Origin of the sequence: Corynebacterium canis (assembly GCF_030408595.1) — a bacterium.
Classification (GTDB): Bacteria; Actinomycetota; Actinomycetes; order Mycobacteriales; family Mycobacteriaceae; genus Corynebacterium; species Corynebacterium canis.
In genome coordinates this window covers 2,621,528-2,644,467 of the sequence record NZ_CP047080.1, presented here as the reverse complement: position 1 = coordinate 2,644,467, position 22,940 = coordinate 2,621,528, and the positions used below count along the sequence as shown (strand labels likewise).

The following is a 22,940-nucleotide window of genomic DNA, read 5'->3' as shown; positions in this document are numbered from 1 at the left end:
GCACGTGTTTGCGGGCGCGCGCCTATCCCTGGTTAGGATGGCATCATGACTGAACCAAGGTTGGCCACGCCCGCCGATGTGCCGGAGATTCGAACGTTGGAGCGTGCCGCCGGTGAGGTGTTTCGTTCCGTCGGGCTCGCGCGCATTGCCGATCACGAGCCGCCACATAGCCAGGTGCTTTGCGACGCCGCGCGCGCTGGCGAGCTGTGGGTGATGGACGTCGATAAGCAACTTGCGGCGTGGGCGTGGTTTGTGCTGCGTGACGACGCCCTGCATATCGCCCAAGTCTCCGCCCATCCGCGTTATCGGGGGCAACGCTATGGCACGCGGTTAATCGAACATGCCTCCGAGGTTGCGGCTGGTCGGGGGATCGAGTTAGTTACGCTGACCACGTACACGGAGGTCCCGTGGAATGCGCCGTGGTATCGCACGTTGGGGTTTGCAGAATTCGCGCCACAGGAATTGTCGGCGTTTTTGGCGGAGATTCGGGAGCAGGAATTGCATGCCGGTTTGGACATCGCTCCGCGCTGCGCGATGTATAAAAAGGTTAAGAAGCTTTAAGTTATAGCGCAAAAATATAAGTGCCGCATTAATAGGCTGTGGCCCCTATTATGTGGGGCCTCGTATGGGTGGGTTGGTTCCTCTTAGGCGCGTCTTGGGCGCCATCGATGCGCCGGGAGGTTGGCGGCAATAGTTGGCTGACATGCAGATATAGGGGGTAGTGTTAAATCTACCCCTGTCGTGCTGGGTGTGGGTGCCCCCGAGGGTGGTAAATGTGCAGCTTGGAGCCAATTATACAAAAAGGTTATCTGTTTGAGATGTTGCAGCAACTTGTCGGGGCTTATCCTTTAAGAGTTAACTAATGGGCGCGTGAGTATTGAATCCGCTGTTCTCAGGCGTAGGTGTGTGCAGATGCTTCGGGGCTGCCGTGGCTACGACGTCGGGGCATGCGGAATTTTTGAAAGGAATGTCGTCGAATGCGACCAACTACGATTACCTGGAAGGCCGTCTGGGCCGTTCTTGCCGTAATCGCCGTGACGCTGGCCATTTTGGTTGTGCCCCGCGCCACGGCACAGGAGGCTGATCCAGCTTCGCCTCCAGCGAACTCTGAAACCACCGATCAACCAGCGGACACGTCGAACGGACGATCCGGCGAGGGGACCGATAACGCAGGCGGCACCCCTGCCGAGACCCAGCCTGAAAACCCCGCTGAGACCACGCAGCAGCAGACGGACCAAGCTCCCGCAGAGCAGAACGCCGGGGCGAACGCTGAAAAGACCGTAGAACTCTCCAACGTAAGGGTTACTAATGCCAGTGGCGGGCTGAAGCCGGACGACACCCTGAAACAATGGGGCCTAGCCAAGTTCGAGGTGGATTGGTTCGCGCCGAACGGGATAGTGAACGGCCAGCAGTTTAAGATTGTTTACCCGGAAACCTTTAGCTTGTATGCGAGCGAGAGCTTCCCGTTGTTAGATAAGGACAACAAAAAGGGTGGTACGTGCGTAGTGGAGCTCGGTCCGCGCACCATCACCTGTACTTTTGACGCTGCCTTCGAAGGTTTGGACGAAGTTGGCGGGACGCTGAAGACCACCGCCCAGGCGACCAAGGCATTGGAATCCCGTGAAGTCACCTTGCGGTTGAACGAGGTGGATACCAAGGCATTTCTCCCCGGTGAAGGCGTCGGCGTGATCGGTGTGCTTGACTCATTCCCGAATAGCGTGCGCAAATGGGGTTGGTACAACAAGGAAGGCAAAAAGGCGACTTGGACCATCAATATCCCCGGTAAACTCTTGGCGGAAAAGAGTGTGGGTACGCTCCACGTAACGGATACGCTGGGCGGGTACGCACACAAGTTCACTGGGGATGTTCCGCGAATTACCGAGTACCCTGTCACTCAAGAGAATGGCCAGAACATTGTCACCCCTGAGAATGAAAAGGCAAGCGTTAAGCAAGACGCAACCAACGTTGTACGTGATGGTAAGACCATCAAATTCGATGTAGATCCGCCGAATCCGGAAAAGCAGTGGAAGAGCGATCGTTTCTACCGTATTCACTATTGGACTGAAACCGAGAACGGGCAGATCGCTCCGTCCGTTGCCGTCACTCAAGCGGATGGCAAGACGGTGTACACCCCTGAGGACGGCGTTACCACCAATAAGGCGACCATTGATGGCGTTGATACAACGAACGAAGTGAAGCTGTACCGAAGCCAGCACAGCGAAGGCACGATCAGCGGTGTGAAATTTGGTTCCTACACCGTGGGTAAGTTCGTTGAAGGCGTGGACCCGAGCCTGATTCCAGCTGGAACGACGTTTAAGGTTCAGGCCGAGGTTTTCGATGCAGCTAACAAGAAGCTCGCCACCGAGGTAATTGATGTGCCTTTGAATGGCCGGGCCAGCGGTCCGAAGAGCTGGAAGGCTGGCACCACGGTGCAGCTTACTGAATTGGAGACCCCGACCATTCCTGGCGTGAAGTTTACCGGCCATCATTTCAAGGTCAGCGAGGGCGGCGACCCGAATAGCGTCGAGGTGCTTGATGGCGGCAAGTCTGTCAAATTCAAGACCATTAATAATACGAATATCTCGGTAGACCTGACGAATGTGGCCGAAATTCCGGAAGCTCCGTTTTCCATTGTGAAGCACACCGCGGGAATCGACGCTGTGAAGAACAAGGAATTCTGGTTCAATTACACCTGCCGCGTCCCCGGCAGCGATGAAGTTGTCACCGATGAGATTTCCGTCAAGGGCGATGGCGTTGCGGTGAAATCCACTAAGAAGTTCAAGGTGGGTACCAAGTGCGAAATCGTTGAAAACGCCGAAAAGGCCAAGATGGACGGTTACGACCTCGTGGCAAACCCCGTGGATTTCAAACGTGAAATCGAGATCAAGGCGGATCCTGATATCGCGGTAGCAGAGTTCACGAATGCCTACACTCGCATGACGGGCAGCCTGGCAGTAACCAAGAAGCTCGACAACGAGCGCGCCGACGAGGCGCTGCAAGATGAAGAGTTCAAGTTCGAGGCAACCTGGGAATTGGACGGCAAGACCGAAAAGCGTGAATTTACGCTGCGCCCGCGTGAGGCCTTCCCCGGTTTCCCGAAGCTTCCCTTGGGCACGAAGGTGACCGTCAAGGAGATCCTGCCCGAGGATTCGCCGTGGGCAACTCCGAAGTTCGAAGGCAATATCGAAGGTGCGGTGCACGATAATCGCGACGGTACCGCCACGGTCACCGTGGCTCCCGACGAGGTCGGCGTGCTGCTCACCGTAACCAATACGCTGAAGAGCCCGGACATGCCGCCCCCCGGCGGTTGGTTGGGATTGCTCGCCCTGGTCCCGTTCTTGGGCAGCTTCGGCTCCTCCGGTTCGAGTGGTAACACCACCCAGACGACTGCGCCGAACAGCCCGGCTGGAGCGCAGCAGTCGAACCAGGCGCAGCAAAACGGCGGTGCGCAGAACACCGGCGATACCACCGCTTCCAAGTCTTCCCCGCGCCAGTTGGCGCAAACCGGTGCCAGCGTAATCGGCCTGGTTGTCCTGGCGATCATTATCGCGGGCGTGGGTGTGTTCTTGGTACGGAGGTCCCGCCGCAACAACTAGTGCGAAGGCACTACGATAGCCACTATGAGCTATGTGAGCGCCCGTAGTCAGGTCCAACCATTTCGGGTCATGCAGATCCTTGCGGCCGCGCAACAGCGGCCCGGATCCATCATGATGTGCGTGGGGCAACCGGCTACGGGCGCTCCGCGTGCCGTGGTCGAACAGGCACAGCGCAGCCTCGCGGAACACCAGCTGGGCTACACCGCCACGCTGGGCACGCCGGAATTGCGGGAACGCATCGCGCGGTGGCATCGCGACACCTACGGTTCGAATACGCAGGCGGCCAATGTGGTGGTGACCACGGGCTCTTCCGGCGGGTTCGTGGCGCTCTTTCTCGCCGCTCTCGACCACGGGGATTGCATCGCCATGACCCGCCCCGGGTACCCAGCGTATCGGAACACGTTGCAGGCGCTGGGGGCACGCATTGTCGAAGTCCCGTGCGGCCCCGAAACCCGATTCCAACCCACCGTGGAACAATTGGAGAAATTGCCGGAACCACCGCGCGCACTCATTGTGACCAGCCCGGATAACCCGACCGGGACGATTATCGACGCCGCGGAATTAGCACGCATCGCCGAATGGTGCGAGGCCCGTAGCTGCTTGCTGATTTCCGATGAGATCTACCATGGGATCAGCTACGGCAGGCAATGCGCCACCGCGCGGAACTATTCCTCCCAAGCCGTGGTGGTAGGCAGCCTGAGCAAGTTCTTTTCCATGACGGGGTGGCGGCTCGGCTGGTTGATCGTCCCCGATGAGCTCGTGAAACCTTTGGAAAACCTGCAGGCAAACCTGGCGCTATGCCCGCCGGCGATCTCCCAATACGCGGCCTTGGCGGCGTTCGATGAGGAGGCGCAGTCCGAGGTAAGGGGGCACGTGGAGCGGTACGCGGCGTCGAGAAGCATGCTTTTGGAACGGCTGCCGCAATTGGGGCTGGATCGCTTCGCGCCGCCGGACGGGGGCTTCTACCTGTACGTGGATGTTTCGCACCTGACGGCGGATTCGGAGGTGTGGTGCCGCGAGGTGCTGGAAACCACCGGCGTTGCCTTCGCTCCGGGCGTGGATTTCGACCCCGTTGACGGGCACAAATACATTCGGATCAGCTTCTGCCTTCCGCTGGAGCAAATCGAAGAAGCGTGCGAGAGGATCGCAAAGATTTTATGAGCGCGGCGGCCGGCTGCGGGTGTGGAATTTCGCGTTAGGGCAGTACCGTAAAAGCCGCGGGAATCGTGTAGGCGCGTAACGCGCAACAGATTCGTGCGATAATCAATATGTGGCTGAAACCAACAATATCGCGAATGTCTTGTCCAATCGTTACGCTTCGGAAGAGCTGAATAGCTTCTGGAGCGCGGAATCGAAAATTATCCTCGAGCGACAGCTCTGGATCGCCGTGATGAAAGCCCAAAAGGACCTCGGGGTGGACATCCCAGTGGAAGCCATCGAAGCATACGAGGCCGTGATAGATAAGGTCGATCTCGCGTCCATCGCGGCGCGGGAGCGTGTTACCCGGCACGATGTAAAGGCGCGCATTGAGGAATTTAATGCGCTCGCCGGGTTTGAGCACATTCATAAAGGCATGACCAGCCGCGACCTGACGGAAAACGTGGAGCAACTCCAAGTGGTCCGCTCGCTCGAACTTATTCGCGATAAAGCGGTTGCCGTGGTGGCGCGCATCGGGGAACGCGCGGCCCAATACCAAACGGAGGTTATGGCGGGGCGTTCGCACAATGTTGCGGCGCAGGCCACCACCTTGGGCAAGCGTTTTGCCAGCGCCGCCGATGAAATGCTGGTGGCCATCGAACGCGTGGAGGAATTGCTGGGCCGCTACCCGCTGCGCGGCATCAAGGGGCCGATGGGGACCTCGCAGGACATGCTGGACCTGATGGGCGGCAATGAAATGAAGCTGGCCTCCCTGGAAACCCGCATCGCGGACCATCTTGGCTTCCATCGCGTGTTCGATTCCGTGGGTCAGGTGTATCCGCGGTCTTTGGATTTTGACGCCGTGTCTGCGCTGGTCCAGCTCGGCGCGGGGCCGTCCTCGCTCGCCACCACCATCCGGCTGATGGCGGGCAATGAGATTGTTACGGAAGGCTTTAAGGAGGGCCAGGTCGGGTCCTCGGCGATGCCGCACAAAATGAACGCCCGCTCTTGCGAACGCGTATGCGGTTTGCAGGTGGTGTTGCGGGGCTACCTGACCATGCTCGCCGACCTGTCCGGGCAGCAATGGAACGAGGGGGACGTGTTCTGCTCGGTGGTCCGCCGCGTGGCCCTGCCGGACGCCTTCTTTGCCATCGACGGAATGTTTGAAACCTTCCTTACGGTGCTGGAGGAATTCGGTGCCTTCCCCGCCATGATTTCCCGGGAGCTGGAACGCTACCTGCCCTTCCTGGCCACCACCCGCATCCTTATGGCGGCGGTGCGCGCGGGCGTGGGCCGCGAAACTGCGCACGAGGCAATCAAGGAAAACGCCGTGGCGGTGGCCTTGGACATGCGCGAAAAAGGCGCCGAACAGGACCTGATCCAGCGCCTGGCCAAAGACAAGCGCATTCCGCTGAACCGCAAGCAATTGGAGGAAGCGCTGGCGGACCGAAACGCCTTTATCGGTGCGGCGGAAACCCAAGTTTCGCGCGTGATCACCCGGATTCAAGAATTGGTGTACCGCCATCCGGAGGCGGCGGAGTACACGCCGGGCGAGATTTTATAGGGGCGGTGCGGGAGGTCGCGGCGTCGATAAGCGATGCCGTGAGCCTCAAGGAAAGCTGAGGCCCTCTCAGGTTGGTTGCGCGCAATTATTATGTCTTGTGCCGCGCCTTTCCGCGCGCTTGTGGGTGCGATCGCGCGGCTGCGTGACATAGGGCGTTTGCGCGGCCGCGGAGTGATCGAGACGACACCCTCCGAAAGGGGTGAGTCGGAGGGGCCCAAGTGTGTGGCTCGCCGCCGTTTACCTCGCGTTTTGGCGTTGTCTGAGGCGGCGCAATACACCGCGAAACATGTGGCTAATTTGCTGGGTTGCGCATTTCCGTTGCGGATGCCGGAGCTGAATGACATTGGGGTATCGGGAGGACTAGAATCTTTTCGTATGCGTCCAGAACTGTCCTCGTATAACCACCTTTCAGCAGGTAAGGTTCGCGAGATTTATGAAATCGACGATGAAACACTTCTCATGGTGGTTTCAGATCGCATCTCGGCATTCGATCACATTTTGGAAACCGAGATTCCCGACAAAGGTCGTGTCCTCACCGCGATGAGTATGTTTTTCTTTGACACGATCGATTTTCCCAACCACCTTGCCGGCCCGATCGATGACCCGCGCATCCCGGAGGAAGTGTTGGGGCGCGCCATGGTGTGCAAGAAACTCGATATGGTGCCGTTCGAATGTGTGGCCCGCGGCTACCTGACCGGCTCGGGGTTGGCGGAGTACAAGGAAACGGGTGCGGTGTGCGGGGTGGAATTGCCCGCTGGGTTGCGTGAAGCCTCCAAACTTGCGCAACCTATTTTTACGCCCGCGACAAAGGCGGAGCTCGGCGACCATGATGAGAACGTGAGTTTCGACGCCGTGGTGGAAAAGCTCGGCGAAGCGCGCGCCGAAGAGCTGCGCAAGGCGACGCTTGATATTTATTCCCAGGCGGCGGAAATCGCCTTGGAACACGGCTTGATTTTGGCCGATACGAAATTTGAATTTGGGTTGGATAGCAACGGCACCTTGGTGCTCGCCGATGAGGTGCTCACCCCGGATTCTTCGCGGTACTGGCCCGCGGACGGCTATGCGGAGGGGCGGGTGCAACCAAGTTTTGACAAGCAATATGTGCGGAATTGGTTGTTGAGTTCTAAATCCGGGTGGGATAAAAACGGTGCTACCCCGCCGCCCCCATTGCCGGGTGCCGTGGTGGAAGCGACCCGGGAACGCTATTTGGAAGCGTACGAACGCATTTCCGGCCGAAAGTTTTCGGAATGGATCGGGTGCTGCGTGTAGCGCACTTTGTTGGGTATCGCGCGGAGGCGTTGTGTATCGCGCGGAGGCGATGTGCCAGCGGTGACGCCGCTGGGTACCATCGGGTTGCATGACTGAACGCGCAACCCCGCCCACGGCGAAAAAGATCCCGTTTGTCCGCAGCCATCACGGCAAGGAATTCATAGACAACTACGAATGGTTGCGGGACAAGGAATCGCCGGAAACCATCGCCTATTTGGAGGCGGAAAACTCATACACCGCAGCCCGCACCGCGCACCTCGGCGAGCTGCAGGAACATGTGTTCCAAGAGATCAAAGGTCGGGTGAAGGAGACGGACATGTCCGTTCCCGCTCGTTCGGGGGACTGGTGGTACTTTGTGCGCACCGAGGAAGGCAAAAGCTATAGCTTGAGCTGCCGGGTGCCCGCCCAGGATTGGAATCCGCCGGAGGTTACCGCGGAGCCTTTGCCCGGCGAGCAAGTCATCCTAGATTCGAATGCGCTAGCGGAAGGCCACGAGTTCTTTGCTTTGGGCGCCGGTTCGGTCACACTTTCGGGCCGCTACCTGGCCTATTCCACCGACGTGGAGGGCGACGAGCGCTACACTCTGCGCATCAAGGACCTCGAGACGGGCGAACTCTTAGGCGATGAAATCCCCGGCATTGCCGCGGGCGCGGTATGGGCGGGCGAAGATTACGTGTTTTACCAGCGTGTCGACGTCGCGTGGCGCCCCGACTCCGTCTGGCGGCACCGCGTGGGCACGCCCGCCAGCGAGGACGTGCAGGTGTTCCACGAGCCGGACGCACGGTTCTGGGTGGGCGTGGATTCGACCCGCAGCGAGAAATACCTGCTGATTGAGCTCGGCTCCAAAACCACGAGCGAATGCTGGGTGCTGGAAATGGACAACCCTACCGGCGAATTCCGCTGCCTAGTGCCGCGCCAGGAACACGTGGAATACGGTGTGGACCACGCGGTGGTGGCCGGCGAGGATCGCTGGTTGGTGGTGCACAACGCTAGCGGGCCCAACTTTGAGCTCGGCGAATGCGGGGTGGATGAGCTAAGCGCCTTGGACAAGTTAAACGTTTTGATTCCGCACCGAGACGATGTGCGCATCGAGGGTGTTGACCCGTTTGCCACGCATATCGCTGTGGGCTACCGTTCGGGCGGTATCGGGCGCCTGGCGTTGATGAAGCTCGACCCCGGATACACCGCGTTCACCGAACTGGAGTTCCCCGAGGAGCTGTATAGCGTGGGCGCGGGCAATAATCCCGAGTGGAAAACTCCGCGGTTGCGCTACACGTACACCAGTTTTATTAGCCCGGCGAGCGTGTACGAGCTCGACGTGCAAACAAACGAGCGAACTTTGCTGAAGCGGCAGGAAGTGCTCGGCGGTTACGACCCCAGCGAATACACCGCCTCGCGCGTTTGGGTCACCGCCCGCGACGGTGTGGAGGTGCCGGTGTCGCTCGTGCACCGTGTGGACCTGGACTTTGAAGAACCCCGTCCCACTTTGCTGTACGGCTATGGCTCGTACGAAACTCCTATCGATCCCAGCTTTTCCGTCGCCCGGCTGAGCATGCTCGATCGCGGCATGCTCTTCGCCATCGCCCATGTCCGTGGCGGCGGCGAAATGGGCCGAAATTGGTACGACACCGGCAAAATGCTGGCCAAGAAAAACACCTTCACCGACTTTATCGACGTCGCCGACTACCTGATCGAACGCGGCTTTACCGTCCCGCACCTCCTCGCCGCCAATGGTGGGTCCGCGGGCGGTTTGCTCATGGGTGCGGTGGCGAATATGGCACCCGATCGGTTCCGGGCCGTCGCCGCGATCGTGCCGTTTGTGGACCCCCTGACCAGCATCCTTATGCCCGAATTGCCGCTCACCGTGGTGGAATGGGACGAGTGGGGCAACCCGCTGGAAAACCCCGAGGTTTACCACTATATGGCTTCCTATGCGCCCTACGAAAACGTAGAAGCCAAGGAGTATCCGAACATTTTGGCGGTAACCTCGCTGAACGATACCCGGGTGCTGTATGTGGAGCCCGCGAAATGGATCGCCGCGCTGCGAAACCAGGCGACCGGCGGGGAATTCCTCCTGAAAACCGAGATGGCTGCGGGCCACGGCGGGGTTTCTGGCCGCTACGATCAATGGCGCCAGACCGCCTTCGAATTCGCCTGGATTATTCACCAGGTCACGGGCCTGACCAGCTAGGGCCGGTGGCCGCGACGTAAGTCGGTTCACACGCACGCAGGGTTGTTCCAATAGGTGGAACAGCCCTGTTGGTTGGACAGGTGTTCCTCTTACCATCACAAAGTGTGTGGTGCATCACTATTGATGTCATTATCTCGCCCTTGGATCGGAGGAACTATGAAATACACCAGCGTCTGGGACGATCTCGCAGAGGTTGAATTTAGCCAAGGCTATTTTCATGCGGGAGGCTACCGCACCCGCTACCTGCATGCCGGGTCCCCAGATAAGCCCACCTTGTTGATGCTGCACGGCATTACCGGACACGCCGAAGCATATGTCCGTAACCTGCAGGCTCACGCGGAACACTTCAATGTCTACGCCATTGATTTCATCGGCCACGGTTATAGCTCGAAGCCGGATCATCCCCTAGAAATCCAGCATTACATCGACCAGGTGCTGGCTATTCTCGATCACCTCGGCGTGGAAAAGGCCTACTTCTCCGGGGAATCCCTCGGCGGCTGGACCACCGCCCGCCTCGCGCAGCAGCATCCGGATCGAGTGGCCCGCATCGTGCTCAATACCATGGGCGGCACCATGGCGAACCCGCAGGTCATGGAGCGTTTGTATTCGCTTTCCATGGCGGCTGCGGAGGATCCCAGCTGGGAGCGCGTCCAGGCCCGCCTCGAGTGGCTGATGGCGGACCCCAGCATGGTCACGCCTGATTTGATCCGCACCCGCCAGCGCATTTTTGAGCAGCCGGATTGGAAGAAGGCCTGCGAAATGAACATGGCATTGCAAAACATGGAAGTGCGCAAGCGCAATATGCTTTCGGACGATGACCTGCGCGCCATCCAAGCGCCCGCCCTCGTGCTGTGGACCACCAAGGACCCGTCCGGCCCCGTCGATGAAGGCCGCCGCATTTCCGAATTGATCCCCAACGCTCGTCTCGCGGTGATGGAGAATTGCGGCCACTGGCCCCAATACGAGGACGCCGCAACCTTTAATGCACTGCAACTCGAATTCCTGCTGGAGGGTTCCGATGTTTAAATTGCTTGCGATGTCGCACAGCCCCCTGCTGCACATCAACGATCCCGGCAATGAGGTCAAGGCCGAGCTCGAAGCGGCGTTCGAAACCGTGCGCCAGCAGGTACATGCGTTCGACCCCGACCTGGTAGTGACCTTCTCGCCGGACCACTACAACGGCTTTTTCTACGACCTGATGCCGCCCTATTGCGTCGGCTACGAGGCGCTCGGCGTCGGCGACTACGATTCCCAGGCGGGGCCGCTCGATGTGCCCACGTCGATCAGCGAAGATTTGGCGCAATTCGTACTGGATCACGGCATCGATATGGCCATTTCCCGCCGCATGGAACTAGATCACGGGGCCGTGCAGCCAATGGAAATCCTGTACGGAGACATCGCCGCCAAGCCCGTGGTCCCCATCTACGTCAATGGATTAGCTCGCCCGTTCGTACCCATGGAGCGGGTGCGCCGCATGGGCCAGGCCGTCGGTGAATTCCTAAAGAACCGCCCCGAAAAAATTCTGATTATCGCATCGGGCGGCCTGAGTCACGACCCGCCGGTGCCGCAATGGGTGTCCGCCACCGAGGAGCAGCGCAAGCTGTTGCTCGACGGCCGCCATCCCACGGAGGAGGCGCGCAACGCGCGGCAAGAACGCGTTATCACCACCGCACAGGCGTTCGCCCGCGGCGAGGCGGATATCCAGGACCTCAACCCCAATTGGGACCGCGGGTTTATGGACGCCTGCGCATCCAATGACCCCTCCCGCTTCGATGCCTACACGGCCGATCAGATGGACATCGATGCAGGTCACTCCTCGCACGAGGTGCGCAGCTGGGTCGCGGCTTTTGCCGCCCTGCACTCCGCAACCGGTGGCTACGACGTCAGCTATGAGTACTACCGGCCCATCAAGGAATTCATCGCGGGCTTTGGCATCATGTTCGCCGAGGAGCGCGAATGACCCCGCAATTCGAACGCGTTGCCGACGCGCTGTTTGGCGCCTACGCGACGCGCCAGCCGATCGAACCCCCGCGCCTGACGCTCCCGGAACTCGATCTCGCCGGCGCCTACGCCATCCAGCAATTCCAGGAGCGGGCGTTCGAGTCGCAGGGGCATCGCGTGGTCGGGCGCAAGATCGGCCTGACCTCGTTGGCGATGCAGCAACAGCTCGGCGTGGATAGCCCAGACTTCGGTTTCTTTACCGACCGTATGGTCTATTCCGAGGGCGATAGCATCGACGTTTCCCAGTTCATCGACCCCAAAATTGAACCCGAACTAGCGTTCAGATTGGGGACGGATCTCGCGCCGGACGCGGACTTCGACGCCGTTGTCGCGGCCGTCGATAAGACGTACCTTGCGGCCGAAATCATCGACTCCCGCGTCCGCGACTGGGACATCCGCCTCGTGGACACCGTCGCCGACAACGCTTCCTGCGGCGCCGTAATTATCGGCAAAACCCCCGTTGACGTGCCGGTTTCCGAGCTTCCCGAGGTGGCCGTCACCATGCGTATCGACGGCGCGACCCGCGGCGCAGGCACTGGGGCCGACGTGATGCGCCACCCGCTGAATCCGCTGGTGTGGCTGGCGCGGACCCTCGGCGAACAAGGCGTTACGCTGCGAGCCGGGGATCTCATACTCACAGGCAGCTTCTGCGGCGCAGCCCCCGTCGCAGCTGGCGCCACCGTGCTGTGCGACTACGGCCACCTAGGTGCGCTGACGGCACATTTCCAATAACCCAAGGACACACTACACCCATGACAAAATACACCGCAGCCGTCGTCGGGCCCGGCAATATCGGCACCGACCTTTTGATCAAACTCCTGCGCAATTCCCGCAATGTGGAACCCGTCTATATGATCGGCGTGGACCCCACCTCCGACGGCCTGGCGCGCGCCGAAAAACTCGGCGTTACCGCCTCCGCCGGCGGCGTGGACTGGCTCCTCGAGCAGCCCGATCGGCCCGATCTGGTGTTCGAGGCGACCTCCGCGTACGCGCACCGGGCAAACGCGCCCCGCTACCAGGAAGCCGGCATCCGCGCTATCGACCTCACCCCGGCGGCAGTGGGACCTTACTTCTGCCCTTCGGTAAACCTTGACGCGCTGAAAACCGTGGACAATGTGAACATGATCACGTGCGGTGGGCAGGCAACCACGCCGATCGTCGCCGCGGTCTCGCGCGTGGTGGAGGTAGCCTACGCCGAGATCGTGGCGTCGATAGCCTCGAAATCGGCGGGCCCCGGCACCCGCGCCAATATCGACGAATTCATGGAAACCACCGCCCGCGCCCTCGAACAGGTTGGCGGAGCGCGGCGTGGCAAGGCCATCTTGATCCTGAACCCGGTCGAGCCGCCTATGCTGATGCGCAACACCGTGTACTGCTCGCTGCCCGCGGCCGCCGCCGAGCCGGGCGAATTGCAAGACCGAGTCCGGCAATCCATCGACCACATGGTGGAAACCGTGCAAGGCTACGTGCCCGGGTACCGGCTTACCGCCGAACCACAGTTCGATCACGCGCGGCCGGAGTGGAACGGTTGGGGGCGCGTCACGGTGCTTATCGAAGTCCGCGGCGCCGCCGACTACCTGCCGGAATACGCCGGCAACCTCGATATCATCACCGCCGCCGCCGTCGCTACCGCCGACCGCTACGTGGACCTGCTCGAAGAAGGGAAAGTCCATGCCTAAGATTCGCCTCAATGACACCACCCTGCGCGATGGGTCGCACGCAATCCGGCATCAGTACACCGAGGACCAGGTCCGCCGCGTGGTGCGGGCGCTCGACGACGCCAAGGTACAAATGATCGAGGTCACCCACGGCGATGGCCTCGGCGGATCCTCCTTTAACTACGGGTTTTCCAAGGTTTCAGACCTCGATCTGATCTCCGCAGCGGTGGATGAGGCCAAGCACGCCAGCATCGCCTGCCTGCTGCTGCCCGGGTTGGGCACGGTCGCGGACCTGAAGGAAGCCCGCGAGCGCGGCGCCAGCATGGTGCGCATTGCCACCCACTGCACCGAGGCCGACGTGTCCATCCGGCACTTCCAGGCCGCCCGCGAATTGGGCATGGAAACCGGCGGTTTTCTGATGCTTTCGCACCGCATTTCGCCCGCGGAATTGGCACAGCAGGCGCGCATTATGGTCGACGCGGGCTGCCAATGCGTCTTCGTCGTGGACTCCGCCGGTTCCCTCATAATGGAACAGGCGAGCGACCGAGTGGCTGCCCTTATCGACGAAATCGGCGACGAAGCCCAGGTGGGATTCCACGGGCATCAAAACCTGTCGTTTGGGGTGGCGAACTCGGTGCTGGCGGTGCGGGCCGGGGCGTCGCAAATCGACGGCTCGCTGGCCGGGCTGGGTGCGGGCGCCGGCAATTCGCCCACGGAAGTGCTCGCCGTTGCGTTCGAACGTCTGGGGATTGAGCACGGCGTGGACCTCGATGGAATCCTCGCCGCCGCCGAAGATGTGCTCAAACCTATGGTCGAACGGATCCCCGCTATGGACCGCGGCTCCATCATTCAAGGGCATCGCGGCGTGTACAACTCGTTCCTTCTGCATGCCGAACGCGCGGCCGCCCGGTACGGCGTGCCGACGGCGGATATCCTCGCCGAAGTTGGACGCCGTGGCTACGTCGGCGGGCAGGAAGACATGATTATCGACGTCGCGGTAGCGCTGCAGAGCTGACAAACTGCGGCGTGAGCTGGGGTTTTTCTAGCTGCGGGTGCGTGTGGGGGTGGGGGTGCCGCAGCTGCCTCAGGCAGATCTGACATCGGGAGGGCGCAACCCTTGCGTTTCCGCAGGTGGCCTAAACCCCCGTGTCAGATCTGCCTGATCGGGCTACGCTGTGCGCTCGAGATTGCGTTGGTGCTCCAACGCGGCGCGGCCCGCGGCGGCACAAATGCGCTTGAGTGCGAGGATGTGTTCCTCCGGTTTGAATTGCGAGGATGCGCCGGAAACGGACATCGCGGCGATGGGTTCGTTGTTGCGTCCGAAAATAGGTGCGGCGATGCAGCTGAGGCCGAGGGCGATCTCCTGACGGTCGTGCGCGATGCCGTCCTTGCGAATGGTGGCGAGCTCTTCGCGGATTTCCTCGGGGTCCGTGATCGTGTACGGCGTCCAGCGGTGCAACCCGCTGGAAATGGCTGATTCCGCGCGGACCGGATCCCACGCCAACATGGCCTTGCCAACCCCGGTGCAATACGCGGGGGCGCGGCCGCCGATCCGAGAGGGGCTGGCGATGCGGCGCGCCGAAAATAGCTTATTGATATAGACGACTTCGTTTCCCTGCAGGGCCGCCAGGTGCACGGTTTGCCGCGTGCGCTCGAACAAGACGGCGAGGAATGGGGTGAGGATCTCGCTCAGAATATCGCTGGTGCGGGTGCCGCGATCGCTGGTGAGTTCGAAGCATAGGGGGCCGAGGCGGTACACCTCGCCGGAACGTTCCACCGCGCCATTGGCAACCAAGGTGGCCAGCAGGCGGTGCGCGGTGGATTTGGACATTTCGGCGCGCCGGGCAAGTTCACTTACCCCGACCCCGGCGGTGTCGTGATCGCTAAAGCTGCGGAGCAGGCTGAATGCCTTGTCCACGGCACTTCTTGTATCGGCTGGTTTTGCGCTGTTCATGGTTCTTTCCTTGGGTGGGCGAGTCAGGTCCATTGTGGGTTAGAACACATCGTCTGTGATGGGTGTTGTTCCGCTGTGCGGCACGTGATGTGAAACACATTAGAGCTTGTTGTAAATCTTGCTCAAAACAATAACCCCTTTTGAGGGAAAGGATTCGGTGTGAAAGCGCTGCTGATAGTGCACATGCAAAAGGACATCGTCGAGGCGGACGGTGCATTCGGCCAGTTGTTTGCGGGCGAGGTGGAGCGGCGGCAGGTGGTCGCCGAAGTGACCCGCTGCGCTGCAGAAATGCGGGAGATTGGCGGCTTGGTGGTGTGGTTGCGCATCGCCTTCGACGGCGACTACCAGGCCAATATGCCGCTCTTGCAGGCGGCCGAAAGCATGGCTTGCCTCGCCGAAGGCAGCCCCGGTGCGCAATTGGTGCTGCCGGTGGCTCCAGGTGACAAGGTGGTGACGCATCGCCGACCGGGGCCGTTTACCGATTCGGAGCTGGAAGTGCTGCTACGCGAGCACCAGGTGACGGACGTCTATGTGGCCGGTGTGGCCACAAATGCCTCCGTAGAAGGTTGCGTAAGGCAGGCCGCTGACCTGGGGTTTCGGGCGTATGTGGTGGAGCCGGCGTGCGCGGCTGCGGACGCGGATTCGCACGCGGCGTCGATAAGCACGATGACGGCGCTATTTTGTTGTTCCGCTGTACGGAACGTGAGCTAGAACACGCTATGTGTTTCGGGGCACAGTGTGAATTGGACACCAGGTTCGCCGTGACAGTCCCACGGCAGTCTTAGGAGAAAGAACGTGTGTACACCTGATAACCCAATGCCTAGGGGAGGGCTCACCCGCCCCGAGGCGTTAGATTCAAACCTTGATGTGAGCGGCATGGTCGACCCCGATGGCGGGCTCGTCGATCGCCGGATCTTTTCGGACACCGCGGTCTACCGCCAGGAAATGCGGCGCATCTTCGCCCGCAGCTGGCTGTTCATCGCACACATGGATCAATTCCAGAAGCCGGGTTCGTTTTTCCAAACCTATATGGGCGAGGATCCGGTCATCGCGGTGCTAAATAAAAAACGCCAGGTCCGCGTGCTGCTGAACAATTGCCGCCACCGTGGCGCCCGCGTTTGTCGTGCGGACGAAGGCGCGACCAAAAACTTCATCTGCACCTACCACGGTTGGGCCTATGACCTCGACGGAAACCTCGTGGACGTGCCCGCGCAGGAAGCCTACGCCAGCGATTTCAACCCCGCCGATTGGGGGCTGGTGAGCGCGCCTCGCGTGGAAAGCTACAAGGGCCTCATCTTTGCGAACTGGGATGCGAATGCGGAGCCGCTCGAAGACGCGCTCGGCGATATGAAGTGGTACATCGACGCCTTTATGGACCGCGACCCGGAGGGGACCTGCGTGGTCGGCGGCGTGGCCAAATGGGTGCTCGAAGGCAACTGGAAGCTCGCCGCCGAGCAATTCGCCACCGACTGGTACCACGTGAACATGTCGCACGCGTCCGCGCTCATGGTGCTTTCGCCGACCGGCAAGGGGCCGAAAAAGGAAATCGCTATGCGAACGGGTGTGCAATTCACCGATGATCGCGGCAATGGCGCAGGGTTCCCCGTCCACCCGCGCAACCGGTTCGACGCCCAGCCCGTCCACGAATACTACGACTATGACTTCCTGCGGGAACGCCTTTCCCCGGAGCAGGTCATGGGTCCGCTGACCAACGGTCACGCCACCGTGTTCCCCAATTTCTCGTACCTGCCGGTGAACGGTTCCATCCGTGTCTGGCATCCGAAGGGGCCCAACAAGATGGAGGTGTGGTCGTGGACCGTGCTGGATAAGTCCATGCCCGAGGAAGTGCGGCGCGCGCAACGTTTGTACAACCTGCGCACCTTCGGACCGTCCGGCATTTTCGAACAGGATGACGGCGAAAACTGGTCCGAATGCCAGGCCAATGCCCACGCCTTCATGATCGGCAATACGGCGCTGAACTACCAGATGGGCCTAGGCACAGAAACGCAGCGTGACGGCTTCCCGGGCACCACCTCGGGGCTGTATTCCGACGCCGCAGGCCGTGGCGTGTACCGCCGGTGGCGCGAACTGATGTCCACCCCGGCGTGGCACGAAACTCCGGCCGAAAACCAGGCCGCAGATCCAGCCGAACTCCAGCAAGAACCCCTAGGAGCATAACCATGACACAGCCCGTCAAAATCGGCAGCATCGATGACTTCGAGCAAGAAGAAGGCACCGTTATCGAATCCGATGTGAGCGGCGTCGACGTAGCCATCGCGGTGTTCCGCACCGAGGACGATGAATTCTACGCACTCGACGATATTTGCACCCACGGCAATGCCTCCCTCGCGGACGGCTGGGTCGAGGGCGCCGAGGTGGAATGCCCCCTGCACTCCGGGAAATTCTGTTTGAAAACCGGCAAGGTGCTCAGCATGCCCGCCGTGGAGGATATGCCCACGCACAAGGTAGAGGTGCGCGGCGACGAGGTGTGGCTCTACCCCGGCACGCCGGCGGGGGAGTAGCGCCATGACCTCTACAACCATTATTGGCGGCGGCATCGGCGGATTCACACTAGCGAGCGAATTGCGGTCCCGGGGTTACACCGGCGACGTCACCATTATCGACCCGCACGGCCTGCCCTACGATCGCCCGCCGCTGTCCAAGGAAATCCTGTCCGGGGAAAAGAACGCCGAGCAACTCCTGCTCGCCCCGCGCAGCTGGTACGAAGAGCACAATGTGAGCATCGTGCGCGGCACCGTCGGGCGCATCGACCCGGACGAACGCGTGTTGGTTCTCGAAGATGGGACCACACGTCCATTCGATAACCTTGTGCTGGCTACCGGCGGTGTGCCGCGCAATATCCCCGGCTTCGACGACCCCACCCTGCACGTGCTGCGCACTGTCGATGATGCGGAACGGTTGAAAAAGACCCTCCGCAGCGGCGTGCACCTTGCCATTGTGGGCGCCGGCCTGATCGGGGCTGAGGTGGCATCATCGGCGCGGGAACTCGGGGCCGAGGTAACGCTTATCGACCCCGCGCCGGTCGCCCTTGTGCCCGCGCTCGGCGACGCTTTGGCGCATCGCTTACATGATCTACACGCCGCCCACGGGGTGCGCACGATCACGGGTCTGACCACGGGGATCGAAAACACCGGAAATGGCTATGTGATCAGCATCGATGGGGCGGAATCCGTTACCGCGGACCAGGTTCTTATGGCCGTGGGGATCGTCCCGGAAGAGCGGCTTGCCCGCAGCGCCGAACTGGATTGCGATGGCGGCGTGCTGGTAAATCACGCGCAACAAACCAGTATGGATCGGGTTTGGGCGCTCGGCGATTGCGCCCGTACCCGAAATGAAGATGGCACGTTGCAACGCCGGCACGAGCATTGGGAGTCGGCGGTATATGAGGCGCAAACGGTCGCGGCGTCGATATGCGGCGAAGAGTTGCCGCAGCACGGTGCGTCGTGGTTTTGGACGGACCGGTACGGCGTGCACGTGGAGGGCGTCGGTTCGATGACGGAGGACGGCGAGACGGTGCTTCGGCCCGACGCCGATGGGCAGCCGCAGGTGGCGTTTCGGGTGCGGCCCGACGGCACGCTCGCGGGCTGCGCGGCGATCGATAGTGCAATGGCTGTTCGAGCCGCGCGCCGATTGATAGATAAGCGGATTGTGGTCGACCCGGCTCAATTGCAAGACCCTTCCATCAACCTTAAAAAGCTTGCACGTTAGGAACTACGGCAATGACTGACTATCTCAGTAAAGAAGGCGTTGAGCTGGGCGAACGTGTAGACATCCAGCTCTACTATGAACTCCAAAACTTCTACTATGACGAGGCGGACCTGCTCGACGAAGGCCGCTACGTGGACTGGTTGGAGCACTTCGACCAGGACCTGTACTACTGGGCGCCGACTCGAACAAATCGTCTACGCCGGCAGCAGGCCTTGGCCATCGCAGGTCCGGAAGACACCGCGTTTTACGACGAAACCAAGGAATCCCTCGCCTGGCGCATCCGGCGTTTCGACTCCGGCATGGCGTGGGCCGAGGACCCGCCGTCGCGCACCCGCCACTTGATCACCAACCTCACCGCGCGTCACGGGACTCTCGACGGCGCGCCGGTTGTGGAGGTCCGCACAAACTTCCTCGTGTGGCGCACCAGGCTCGAACGGGAGCGCGATATCTTCGCTGGCACTCGAACGGACGTTTTGCGGCAGGTTGAGGGGCAGTGGAAGATCTTTGACCGCCGTATCCTGCTGGACATCAATGTCCTGCCCTCTAAAAACATCTCCACGTTTTTCTAAGGGGCCGGACGATGGTTACAGGAACGACCGTATTTATCACCGGGGCGGGCTCCGGGTTAGGTGCGGCATTAGCAAGAAGATTCGGCGCCGAGGGTGCCCGCGTCGCGGTGGTGGACATGGACCTCGACCGCGCGCGTGCGGTGGCCGCGGAACTGCCCGCGGGCCAGGGGCTGGCGCTCGCGGCCAATGTGTGCAATCCGGATGAGCTCGCCGCCGCCGTAGCTCAGACCAAAGAAACGTTCGGACGCTTGGACACCGTGATTCCGAACGCCGGGATCTGGGATTATCAGCGCTCCGTCACGCGGCATTCCGGCGCGGAGCTCGCTCAAGTGTTTGATGAGGTCTTCGCGGTCAACGTTAAAGGATATCTGCTGACCGTGGCGGCGACCTGGCGGGAATTGGTGGCGACCCGCGGGTCCATCATTATGACGCTTTCCAATGCCGCCTTCTATGCGGCGGGCGGCGGGCCGGTGTATACGGCCAGCAAATTCGCGGACCGCGGGTTGATGTTGCAGTTCGCCTACGAGTTGGCGCCAAAGGTGCGGGTCAATGGCGTCGCGGTTGGCGGGATGCGAACTGATCTTCGAGGCCCGGCGGCGTTGGGTTTGGAGGGCCGCAGCTTCAGCGACACGTTGGACAGGCGGGCTTCGACAAGTAATCCCTACATTCCGCTGCACGACATACCGACGGATCCGGCGACGTTCACCGGGCCGTACGTGATGCTCGCGTCGCCCACAGAAGCCGGGAATATCACCGGCGCAATCATTAACGCCGACGGCGGTATTGCCGCACGCGGTTTCGAACACGCGGCAGGAGGAGATGACCTGTGATTATCACCGGCGTCAGCCATAATCCAGACACGATTGATATCAACCCGTGCGCCCAGATCGTGCGGCACGCGGCCTATCAACCCGATCGAATCGCACTCATATACGAGGGTGAGGAGATTACCTATGCGGAATTGCAAGACATTGTGAAATCGTGGGCGGCGCACCTCGACGAGGCGGGCGTTCGCCAGGGTGATCGAGTTGCTTATCTGGGCATGAACTCGCGGTCCTTTATCTACACAATGCTGGCCGCGTGGTGGCTTGGTGCCACGTTTATGCCGTTTAACTTCCGGCTTTCTGAATCCGAGGTATCCCAGCTGTTGATGCAGGGTACGCCGCATACCGTGGTCGTCGAGGGCACGCATTTGCCGATGGCCAAGCATATCTACGGCATTGAGCGCCACCACGTGATTATCGTCGACGACGATGCCCACGCGCCGGTGGAGGGACGGGTGCCGCTGTATTGGCACACCTCTACGAAAGCCGCCGCGACCGATTGCCGCGATTCGGGCAAGCCGCGCCCGATGACCATGAACGACCTCGCGCTGCTGCTATTTACATCCGGGACCACCGGGCTGCCCAAGGGGGCGCAGCTGACCTTTGGAAACCTGTGGTGGAACTCCATCAATGTGGACACCATGGTGGATTCCCGCCCCGGCGATGTCACCTTGGCTAGCGCGCCGCTATTCCACGTCGGCGCCTTGAACTCCTTTGCTATTCGCGCGTTGGTGCGTGGCAATACCGTGTTGATCCACAGGCATTTCGATCCCGGCGTGGTGATGCGCGATATCGCGCACTATCAGGTCGGTTCCGCCTTCCTCGTGCCCGCACAATTAGAAGCTATGTACGCACACCCGGACTTTGCGGAAGCGAAACTCGATTCCATGCGCGCCACCATTTGCGCGGGTTCCCCGGTGCCGCCGGTGCTGATCCGGCGATACCTGGAAAAGGGCGTGAACGTGCAGCAAGCGTGGGGCCTGACCGAAACCGCGCCCTTTGCCACCTACCTGCCGCCGACGATGACGGAGGCGAAGGTCGGATCCTGTGGCATCCCGATGCCTTATACACAGATTCGATTGGTGGATCCCGATAGCGGCGAGGAGGTGCGCGATGCCGGCATCACCGGCGAGCTGTGGGTGCGCGGACCTAACGTGGCCACCGGGTATTGGAACAACCCGGAAATCACACAGAAGTCCTACACCGCGGGCTGGTTCCATTCCGGCGACCTTGGCCACCGCGACGAGGAAGGCTTCTACTACATCGTGGACCGCCTGAAGGACATGATTATCACCGGCGGCGAGAACGTGTACCCGGCGGAAGTCGAACGTGTGGTCGCCGAGATGGACGGTGTGCGCGGCAACGCTGTGATTGGCCTGCCGGACGAAAAATGGGGCGAAAGCGTGGTGTCCGTGGTGCAGCTCGACCCCGGCGCCGAGATCAACCTCGAACAATTGCGCGAACACTGCGAGCGTCACCTGGCGCGCTACAAGCTCCCGAAGCGGCTTGTCATCGTCGATGAGATCGCCCGGAATTCCGCCGGCAAGATCGACAAACTCGCCATTCGCCGCCATGTGTACGACCTGCTGGAGGACGAGCAATGAACACCATCCCCGTAGCGAACTCGCCGCTGCGCCACACGTATCCATTCGGCCAACACGATGTAGAACTCACATACGGAACAGCCGATGAATTGCGTACCGATACCGCAGCGATTTTCGCCGCAGAGCCGCGCTGTCGCCGCGTGGTGGTGGCCGTCCCGGAGGGCGATTTAGAGGCTATCGCCGAGTGTGAAAGCGCAGGTTACCGGTATGTTCTCGACGTGCAGCTGCGCGACGGCAAGGAGGTTTCCCTGATGGTCAACGAGCCGGAATGGGTGACCAGCAAAGACAAGGAAGAGGTGGAGTTGTCATGACCTTCATCGAACAATGGGACGACTTCTACTCGCGCGTCGATGACGTCGCCATTACGCTCAAGCTTTATCCGATCTCAGGTTCGAAAGAAGCGGTAAGCGTGGGCATGCCGCTGCACAAAGCGGTCACGCAACCTGCGGGTATGTTCTCCGCCCCAGCGCTCTTCGGGCTTGCGGATATTTGCGGAACCTGGCTGGCGATGCAGCAAGTGCCGGCCGGCGTATTTCCACTTGCGGTCAGTTCATCGGTGAACGTAGTTGCGAATAAGCGCGAGGGTGACGCCATCGCCACCGCGACCATTGTGCGCGCCGGGCGAACCGTTATCGTTACCGATACCGTGGTGCGTTCTTCGCTTGACGACGCCGTGCTCGCCAAGATTGTTACCACCTACACCGTTCCGTCACCCAAGGCGTAGTTAGAACGCAGTATCGAACCCTTGCCGAGTGCCTCAAAAGGTATTTGGCAGGGGTTTTTGCGTGCTTGGACGGCGGCTTGCGTGTGGCGTATCCGCAGGTCATAGCCGATACGTTCCAAC

21 protein-coding genes are annotated in these 22,940 nt (G+C 60.9%); 20 read left to right on the top strand and 1 reads right to left on the bottom strand.

All coding sequences use genetic code 11. From position 1 onward, the window contains the following. Positions 1-45 precede the first annotated feature (45 nt). The 11 genes from CCANI_RS11740 to dmpG all read left to right on the top strand — a co-directional run bounded on the left by CCANI_RS11740 (position 46) and on the right by dmpG (position 14,431). Complete coding sequence (locus CCANI_RS11740; RefSeq protein ID WP_146324379.1) at positions 46-561, top strand: GNAT family N-acetyltransferase; 516 nt, start codon at positions 46-48, stop codon at positions 559-561. Positions 562-977: 416 nt separating this feature from the next. After that, positions 978-3,596 (top strand): DUF5979 domain-containing protein, encoded by a 2,619-nt coding sequence (locus CCANI_RS11735; protein WP_146324378.1) that lies wholly within the window; start codon positions 978-980, stop codon positions 3,594-3,596. Between the two features lie 24 nt (positions 3,597-3,620). Continuing rightward, entirely contained in the window at positions 3,621-4,757 is a 1,137-nt protein-coding gene (locus tag CCANI_RS11730) for a pyridoxal phosphate-dependent aminotransferase (RefSeq protein ID WP_146324377.1), read from the top strand. Positions 4,758-4,866: 109 nt separating this feature from the next. Then, on the top strand, positions 4,867-6,297 hold the full coding sequence (purB, locus tag CCANI_RS11725) for an adenylosuccinate lyase (protein WP_146324376.1): 1,431 nt from the start codon (positions 4,867-4,869) through the stop codon (positions 6,295-6,297). A 375-nt stretch (positions 6,298-6,672) separates the two neighbouring features. Then, positions 6,673-7,566 carry a phosphoribosylaminoimidazolesuccinocarboxamide synthase gene (locus CCANI_RS11720; RefSeq protein ID WP_146324375.1) on the top strand — a complete coding sequence of 298 codons (894 nt, stop codon included), beginning with the start codon at positions 6,673-6,675 and terminating at the stop codon, positions 7,564-7,566. An 88-nt stretch (positions 7,567-7,654) separates the two neighbouring features. Then, complete coding sequence (locus CCANI_RS11715) at positions 7,655-9,757, top strand: S9 family peptidase (protein ID WP_146324374.1); 2,103 nt, start codon at positions 7,655-7,657, stop codon at positions 9,755-9,757. Positions 9,758-9,913: 156 nt separating this feature from the next. Further along, positions 9,914-10,783, top strand: a complete 870-nt coding sequence (locus CCANI_RS11710; RefSeq protein WP_146324373.1) for an alpha/beta fold hydrolase — start codon at positions 9,914-9,916, stop codon at positions 10,781-10,783. A 10-nt stretch (positions 10,784-10,793) separates the two neighbouring features. Beyond that, positions 10,794-11,717 carry a 3-carboxyethylcatechol 2,3-dioxygenase gene (locus tag CCANI_RS11705; RefSeq protein ID WP_146324372.1) on the top strand — a complete coding sequence of 308 codons (924 nt, stop codon included), beginning with the start codon at positions 10,794-10,796 and terminating at the stop codon, positions 11,715-11,717. Next, on the top strand, positions 11,714-12,490 hold the full coding sequence (locus tag CCANI_RS11700; protein WP_146324371.1) for a 2-keto-4-pentenoate hydratase: 777 nt from the start codon (positions 11,714-11,716) through the stop codon (positions 12,488-12,490). Before CCANI_RS11705 ends, CCANI_RS11700 begins: the two co-directional genes overlap by 4 nt. Positions 12,491-12,510: 20 nt before the next feature. Further along, positions 12,511-13,437, top strand: a complete 927-nt coding sequence (locus CCANI_RS11695; RefSeq protein ID WP_146324370.1) for an acetaldehyde dehydrogenase (acetylating) — start codon at positions 12,511-12,513, stop codon at positions 13,435-13,437. Beyond that, the gene (gene dmpG / locus CCANI_RS11690; RefSeq protein WP_146324369.1) at positions 13,430-14,431 is read left to right on the top strand and encodes a 4-hydroxy-2-oxovalerate aldolase; all 1,002 of its coding nucleotides are present in this window, start codon (positions 13,430-13,432) and stop codon (positions 14,429-14,431) included. Before CCANI_RS11695 ends, dmpG begins: the two co-directional genes overlap by 8 nt. A 153-nt stretch (positions 14,432-14,584) precedes the next feature. Here the strand turns inward: dmpG and CCANI_RS11685 are convergent, their stop codons facing one another. Then, entirely contained in the window at positions 14,585-15,370 is a 786-nt protein-coding gene (locus CCANI_RS11685) for an IclR family transcriptional regulator (protein WP_146324368.1), read from the bottom strand. Positions 15,371-15,529: 159 nt separating this feature from the next. Between CCANI_RS11685 and CCANI_RS11680 the strand changes: the two genes are divergently transcribed. From CCANI_RS11680 to CCANI_RS11640, 9 genes are all read left to right on the top strand, one after another. After that, the gene (locus tag CCANI_RS11680) at positions 15,530-16,081 is read left to right on the top strand and encodes a cysteine hydrolase family protein (RefSeq protein ID WP_146324367.1); all 552 of its coding nucleotides are present in this window, start codon (positions 15,530-15,532) and stop codon (positions 16,079-16,081) included. Between the two features lie 84 nt (positions 16,082-16,165). Then, on the top strand, positions 16,166-17,548 hold the full coding sequence (locus tag CCANI_RS11675; protein WP_425457327.1) for an aromatic ring-hydroxylating dioxygenase subunit alpha: 1,383 nt from the start codon (positions 16,166-16,168) through the stop codon (positions 17,546-17,548). Between the two features lie 2 nt (positions 17,549-17,550). After that, positions 17,551-17,892, top strand: a complete 342-nt coding sequence (locus CCANI_RS11670) for a non-heme iron oxygenase ferredoxin subunit (RefSeq protein WP_146324366.1) — start codon at positions 17,551-17,553, stop codon at positions 17,890-17,892. Between the two features lie 4 nt (positions 17,893-17,896). Then, entirely contained in the window at positions 17,897-19,099 is a 1,203-nt protein-coding gene (locus CCANI_RS11665) for an NAD(P)/FAD-dependent oxidoreductase (RefSeq protein ID WP_146324365.1), read from the top strand. Positions 19,100-19,110: 11 nt separating this feature from the next. Next, positions 19,111-19,668: an aromatic-ring-hydroxylating dioxygenase subunit beta gene (locus tag CCANI_RS11660; protein ID WP_146324364.1), complete on the top strand. Its 558-nt coding sequence runs from the start codon at positions 19,111-19,113 to the stop codon at positions 19,666-19,668. A gap of 11 nt (positions 19,669-19,679) precedes the next feature. Further along, positions 19,680-20,498 carry an SDR family NAD(P)-dependent oxidoreductase gene (locus CCANI_RS11655; RefSeq protein ID WP_146324363.1) on the top strand — a complete coding sequence of 273 codons (819 nt, stop codon included), beginning with the start codon at positions 19,680-19,682 and terminating at the stop codon, positions 20,496-20,498. Next, entirely contained in the window at positions 20,495-22,096 is a 1,602-nt protein-coding gene (locus tag CCANI_RS11650) for an acyl-CoA synthetase (RefSeq protein ID WP_146324362.1), read from the top strand. Before CCANI_RS11655 ends, CCANI_RS11650 begins: the two co-directional genes overlap by 4 nt. Next, the gene (locus CCANI_RS11645) at positions 22,093-22,407 is read left to right on the top strand and encodes a hypothetical protein (protein ID WP_146324361.1); all 315 of its coding nucleotides are present in this window, start codon (positions 22,093-22,095) and stop codon (positions 22,405-22,407) included. Before CCANI_RS11650 ends, CCANI_RS11645 begins: the two co-directional genes overlap by 4 nt. Further along, positions 22,404-22,820 carry a PaaI family thioesterase gene (locus CCANI_RS11640; protein WP_146324360.1) on the top strand — a complete coding sequence of 139 codons (417 nt, stop codon included), beginning with the start codon at positions 22,404-22,406 and terminating at the stop codon, positions 22,818-22,820. Before CCANI_RS11645 ends, CCANI_RS11640 begins: the two co-directional genes overlap by 4 nt. Positions 22,821-22,940 lie beyond the last annotated feature (120 nt).